Origin of the sequence: Desertibaculum subflavum (genome assembly GCA_003576705.1) — a bacterium.
Lineage (GTDB): Bacteria > Pseudomonadota > Alphaproteobacteria > Ferrovibrionales > Ferrovibrionaceae > Desertibaculum > Desertibaculum subflavum.
In genome coordinates this window covers 1-4,781 of sequence record QOZS01000114.1, presented here as the reverse complement: position 1 = coordinate 4,781, position 4,781 = coordinate 1, and the positions used below count along the sequence as shown (strand labels likewise).

Sequence of the window (4,781 nt, the reverse complement as noted above, 5' to 3'; positions counted from 1 at the left end):
GGAACGCTCCTCAATGGCCGCCGCCGGCGCGCGCGGCAAGACGCGGGCTCGCCGGGGCGCCGATGGTGGCGGTGTCGGTGATCAGGGCGAAGCGGAGATCGGTCTCGGCGAGCCAGAAGTCGCGTTGCGCTTCGATCGCCGAGATCACGGCGGCGATCTGGTCGCGGCTGTCCGACAGCAGCTCGAAGACGCTGACCAGCATGCCGTTGTAGCGCAGCAGCATCTCCTCGCTGATACGCTGGCGCACCGGCACGATCTCCTGGCGCCAGTGGCGGGCGAGGTCCAAGGCGGTGCGATAGCCGGCATAGGTCTCGCGCACCTCCGTGCGGGCGCCGATGGCGATCTCCGCCAGGCGATCGACGCCTTGCTGGTAGACCGCCTCGGCCTTGGCGACGCGCGCCGAGCCGAAATCGAAGATCGGCACTTCGATGTGGATCTCGTAGCCGGTCTCGCGCGGGCTCCCCTCCTCCTTGTTGCGGAGATAGCTCGCCTCCAGGAGGTTGACGAAGCGGGTGATGTGGGTGAGGCCGAGCGAATCCGCGAGGCCCGCCACCTCCTTCTGCGCCCGGCGGATGTCGAGGCGCTCGGCGATCGCCTTCTGCTCCAACTCGCCGCCCGGCATCGGCTGCTCCGGCAGGTCCGGCAGGCGCGGCGGCAACTTGAAGCCGAGATCCTCGCCCCACAGGCCGAGCAGGCGGGCGAGGCGCAGCTTCTCGCCATCCGCCATCAGCCGCGCCCGCGCGAGCGCGGCCGTCGTCTCGGCGTAGAAGGCCTGTTCGCGCGCCTGGTCGAGGGCGGAGAAGTTGCCGGCCCGCGCCATGCGGCGGGCGAGCTCGGCCTGGGCTTCGGCCGCTTCCTTCGCCTGCGCCACGTAATCGGCGACCTGAGCCGCGGCAACGGCGCGGAACCAGGCGCGCCGCGTCTCCGCGGCCTTGCGCAGCACATCGCCGGCCACCGCCCAGGTCGCCTGCTCGAAGCGCCGCTCCTCGATCTTGGCCGCGATCGGCCAGGTCAGCAGGCCGAGCACGTCGCCGGTGAGGGTGCGCTCGATCTCGCGCACGCCGCCCGCCGTGGTGCGCGCGAAGCTGAAGCCCGGATTGGGCGGCCGGCTTGCCGCCGCCAGATCCGCCGCGGCGATGCCGATCTCGGCGAGATCCGCCTGCAGGCCGCGGCTGTTGAGGAAAGCGAGCTCGACCGCCGCATCCGCGTCGACCGGCCGCGCCAGCAGCGCGCGCACCCGAGCGCGCGCAGCTTCCCGCGCCGCATCGTCGCGCTGCCAGTCGACCTTGCGCCCGACTTTCTCTTCCGTCACGGCCGAGACATCGGCTAGGCCGCGTTCGGTGATCTCGCCGGCGCAGGCGGAGAGCAGCAGCAGCGCGGCCAACGCGCCCGCAGCTTTCGATACGTTCGACATCGGTCGCCTCAATGCTTGTGGCCGGCATGGCCGCCGGCCGGCGCGGTCTCGACCGCGCGATCAGGCGGCGGCGTGGCCGGCGCCGTGTCGACCGCGCGATCGGGTGACGGCGCGCCGACGGCGCGGTTGGAAGCGCGCCAGGGTGCCGGCTTCTGCGGCTCGTAGCGCCGGTAGCCCTCGAAACTGGAGTGGTGGTCGAGCGGCGCTGTCGGCGCGGCGGCGTCGGTCGGATCGGGCAATGGCTGGCCGGCGGCGGCAGCCGCGACGAGGCCCGCGCCAGCGAGCGACAGCAATAGACGGGAAGGCATGATGAACCCCGGACGTTGACGTGACGAGGCGCGCCGGCGCGGGCGCGCCGGCACGGAGCGACGATCGTCGGGGTCAGCTACGGGGTGGCTGGAGCGGAACGCCCGGCGGATGCGGGATGAAGGCGGCGGTCGCGACCGAGAGATGTGGCAGCGCCGTCGGATCGAAAGGCAACGGATCCTGGGCGACGGGTGCGAGCGTCCAGCCGCTGCAGGTCATCAGCGGACACTGGCAACCGCCCGCTTTGCTCCCATGGTCGTGCCCGGCATTGCCATGCTCGGCGGCATCAGCGCCGGCCGCGCCGGTATGGTGCGGACAGTCGGCCGGCATCGGCATTGCCGCCGACGCACCGAAACTGGTCCCGCCCAAGGCGAGGCCCGCCGCCAGAAGCAGCGTGAGAGCCAGTCGCAAGAAGCGGAAGCCGGGCATCGCGCGGGCGACTATGCTGGGCGGCAACGGCCGCGGCAAGCGGCACCGCGAACAATTCCAGGGGAGCGAAACCATGATCGAGGATCCGCCGATCCTGACGGTGAAGGGCATCGACCGCCCGCCGCGCCAGCTGGTCCAGGCGCTGGCCGGGGCGCAGACCGGGCATCTGGTCGACTGCATGGCCGGGCGCGGCGCGCTCAGCCACCGCATCAAGCCGCTCGATGCGAAGAACGCTGTCTTCTGCGGCCCGGCGGTCACCGCCTTCGCCTATCCGGCCGACAACCTGGCCGTCTTCGCGGCGCTCGCCGAGGCCGAGCCGGGCGACGTGGTCGTGGTGGCGCATGATGCCTTCGAGCACACCGCGCTGACCGGCGACCTGCTCTGCGGCATGCTGAAGAACAAGGGCATCGCCGGCCTGGTCACCGACGGCATGGTGCGCGACGTCGCCGGCATCGTGGCGACCGGCCTGCCCGTCTTCTGCGCCGGCGTCACGCCGAACTCGCCGGCCAAGACCGGGCCCGGCACCGTCGGATTGCCGGTCACGCTCGGCGGCGTGCATGTCGCGAGCGGCGATATCGTGGTGAGCGACGCCGATGGCGTCGTCATCGTGCCGCAGGCCCGCGCCGCCGAGGTGGTCGAGACCTTGAAGGCCGTGCGCGCAGCCGAGACGTCCCTCGAGGCCAAGGTGAAGGGCGGGCTCACGCTGCCCGATTGGCTGAAGGAGATGATGGCGTCGCCGAAGGTGAAGCGCGTCTGACAACAGGGGAGGAGAACATGACCGGCTGGCTCGGACTGGAGGACAAGGTCTGCGTGGTGACCGGTGGCGGCGGCGGCATCGGCCGCGCCATCGCCGCCGTGCTGACGGAGGCGGGCGCCAAGGTCGCGCTGCTCGACCGCGACGCGGACAGCGCCAACGCCGCGGCCAAGGCGCTGGACGCCAAGGGCGCGCGCGCCGTCGCGGTCGCTTGCGACATCGCCGACCCGCGGAGCGTCGATGCGGCCAAGGCGCAGGTGGAGCGCCATCTCGGCCCGGCCGAGGTGCTGGTGAACAATGCGGGCGTGTTGGCGCCGGGCGCGCTCGCCGATATCGACCTCGCGGAATGGAACCGCGTACTGTCGATCAACCTGACCGGCTATCTGATCTGCGCCCAGGCCTTCGGGCGGCCGATGCTGGCGCGCGGCGGCGGCGCGGTGGTGCACATCGCCTCCATCGCCGGGCATCACCCGCAGGGCTTCAGCGGCGCCTACAGCGTCGCCAAGGTCGGCGTGATGATGCTGTCGCGCCAGCTGGCGCTGGAATGGGGGCCGCGGGGTGTGCGCAGCAACGTGGTCTGCCCCGGCATGATCCGCACGCCGATGTCGGAAAGCTTCTACCAGGCGCCGGGCGTCGCCGAGGCGCGCGCCGCCATCGTGCCGCGCGGCCGGGTGGGCAAGCCGCAGGACATCGCCGATGCCGTCGCCTTCCTCGCCTCGCCACGCGCCGACTACGTGAACGGTGAGGACGTGCTGGTGGATGGCGGCTTCTGCGCCGTGCTGATGGCGCAGGCGCCGCGGCCGGGGTTTGATCCGGCGAAGGCGAAGTAGAGCGGGAGGACCCCCATGACATCCAACGAGGACATCGTCCGCGCTTTCATCCAGGCCTGGTCGCGGCTGAACGTGGACGAGCTGGTCGGCTATTTCACGCCGGATGGCACCTATCACAACATGATGGCGAAGCCGGTTTCCGGCCACGACGCCCTGCGGAAGTTCATCGGCGGCTTCATCCGCGGCTGGACGGCGACCGATTGGGAGGTGCTGAACATAGTCGGTCGCGGCGAGGTGGTGATCGCCGAGCGGGTCGATCGGACCAAGCTCGGCGACAAGCAGGTCGACCTTCCCTGCTGCGGCGTGTTCGAGCTGAAGGACGGCAAGATCAAGGTCTGGCGCGACTATTTCGACCTCGCGACCTATACGCGCGCCGCCGGCTGAGCCCGCGCGGCAATGGCGGAGCGGTCGGGCCTCTGGAGCGCGCTCGCCCTCGCCGCGGCGCTGTTCGAGCCGGAGGTTCGTGCCTGGCAGGGGCGCGCGCCGCTCGGCCGGGTGTTCTGGGTCTATGGCGTCATCACCAGTTCGGGGCTGGCCGCCATCTATCTGCTGGCGCTGGCGGCCGGCCGGCGCGACGCGCAGCAGGCGCTGATCCTGCTCTTCCTCGCCTATACGCTCTGGATTCTCGTCGCGGTGTGGCGCTGTGCCGACGCGGCACCGCCGGGCCTGCGGGCCCTGGCCCGCAGCCTGACCGTCGCCTGGGCGGCGAACACCCTGCTGGTCGCCGGCTTCCTGCAGCTCGACCTGATCGCCGGCTACCTCAGGACGTGAGCGGCGCATTTGTTCCGCGGCGCTTCTGTTCCCCCACTTCGTCTTGCCCGGGCTTGACCCGGGCATCCACGGTTTTCCGCGGAGCTGCCGCTGCGGCATGGGTGGCCGGGTCAAGCCCGGCCACGACGGAAAGGCGCGGCGCGTCTGTTCCGCGGCGCGTCTGTTCCGCGGCGCTTCTGTTCCGCGGCGCTTCTGTTCCGCGGCGCTTCTGTTCCGCGGCGCTTCTGTTCCGCGGCGCTTCTGTTCCGCGGCGCTTCTGTTCCGCGGCGCTTCTGTT

General features: G+C 71.4%; 7 protein-coding genes. 4 read left to right on the top strand and 3 right to left on the bottom strand.

Going from position 1 to position 4,781, the window contains the following annotated elements:
- Positions 1-10: 10 nt before the first annotated feature.
- The 3 genes from DT074_RS27540 to DT074_RS28360 all read right to left on the bottom strand — a co-directional run bounded on the left by DT074_RS27540 (position 11) and on the right by DT074_RS28360 (position 2,149).
- Positions 11-1,414 carry a TolC family protein gene (locus DT074_RS27540; RefSeq protein ID WP_119423029.1) on the bottom strand — a complete coding sequence of 468 codons (1,404 nt, stop codon included), beginning with the start codon at positions 1,412-1,414 and terminating at the stop codon, positions 11-13.
- A gap of 8 nt (positions 1,415-1,422) precedes the next feature.
- Positions 1,423-1,722: a hypothetical protein gene (locus tag DT074_RS27535; protein WP_119423028.1), complete on the bottom strand. Its 300-nt coding sequence runs from the start codon at positions 1,720-1,722 to the stop codon at positions 1,423-1,425.
- 73 nt (positions 1,723-1,795) lie between these two features.
- The gene (locus DT074_RS28360) at positions 1,796-2,149 is read right to left on the bottom strand and encodes a hypothetical protein (RefSeq protein WP_162915289.1); all 354 of its coding nucleotides are present in this window, start codon (positions 2,147-2,149) and stop codon (positions 1,796-1,798) included.
- A 73-nt stretch (positions 2,150-2,222) separates the two neighbouring features.
- On the opposite strand from DT074_RS28360, the gene DT074_RS28355 reads away from it, so the two are divergent.
- From DT074_RS28355 to DT074_RS27515, 4 genes are read left to right on the top strand one after another with little or no spacing between them, the layout of a single operon-like run.
- A complete protein-coding gene (locus DT074_RS28355) occupies positions 2,223-2,906 on the top strand; it encodes an RraA family protein (protein WP_162915288.1) in 684 nt (227 codons plus the stop codon).
- Between the two features lie 17 nt (positions 2,907-2,923).
- Positions 2,924-3,733 (top strand): SDR family NAD(P)-dependent oxidoreductase, encoded by an 810-nt coding sequence (locus DT074_RS27525; RefSeq protein ID WP_119423026.1) that lies wholly within the window; start codon positions 2,924-2,926, stop codon positions 3,731-3,733.
- A 15-nt stretch (positions 3,734-3,748) separates the two neighbouring features.
- Positions 3,749-4,117, top strand: coding sequence for a limonene-1,2-epoxide hydrolase family protein (locus DT074_RS27520; protein ID WP_119423025.1), 369 nt, complete (start codon positions 3,749-3,751; stop codon positions 4,115-4,117).
- Between the two features lie 12 nt (positions 4,118-4,129).
- The gene (locus DT074_RS27515; protein ID WP_368744950.1) at positions 4,130-4,504 is read left to right on the top strand and encodes a hypothetical protein; all 375 of its coding nucleotides are present in this window, start codon (positions 4,130-4,132) and stop codon (positions 4,502-4,504) included.
- Positions 4,505-4,781: the final 277 nt, after the last annotated feature.

Bases quoted from the DNA above. Each gene is read 5' to 3' on its own strand.
- DT074_RS27520 (WP_119423025.1), top strand. From the start codon at position 3,749: ATGACATCCAACGAGGACATCGTCCGCGCTTTCATCCAGGCCTGGTCG.
- DT074_RS27515 (WP_368744950.1), top strand. From the start codon at position 4,130: ATGGCGGAGCGGTCGGGCCTCTGGAGCGCGCTCGCCCTCGCCGCGGCG.
- DT074_RS27535 (WP_119423028.1), bottom strand. From the start codon at position 1,722: ATGCCTTCCCGTCTATTGCTGTCGCTCGCTGGCGCGGGCCTCGTCGCG.
- DT074_RS28355 (WP_162915288.1), top strand. From the start codon at position 2,223: ATGATCGAGGATCCGCCGATCCTGACGGTGAAGGGCATCGACCGCCCG.
- DT074_RS27525 (WP_119423026.1), top strand. From the start codon at position 2,924: ATGACCGGCTGGCTCGGACTGGAGGACAAGGTCTGCGTGGTGACCGGT.
- DT074_RS28360 (WP_162915289.1), bottom strand. From the start codon at position 2,149: ATGCCCGGCTTCCGCTTCTTGCGACTGGCTCTCACGCTGCTTCTGGCG.
- DT074_RS27540 (WP_119423029.1), bottom strand. From the start codon at position 1,414: ATGTCGAACGTATCGAAAGCTGCGGGCGCGTTGGCCGCGCTGCTGCTG.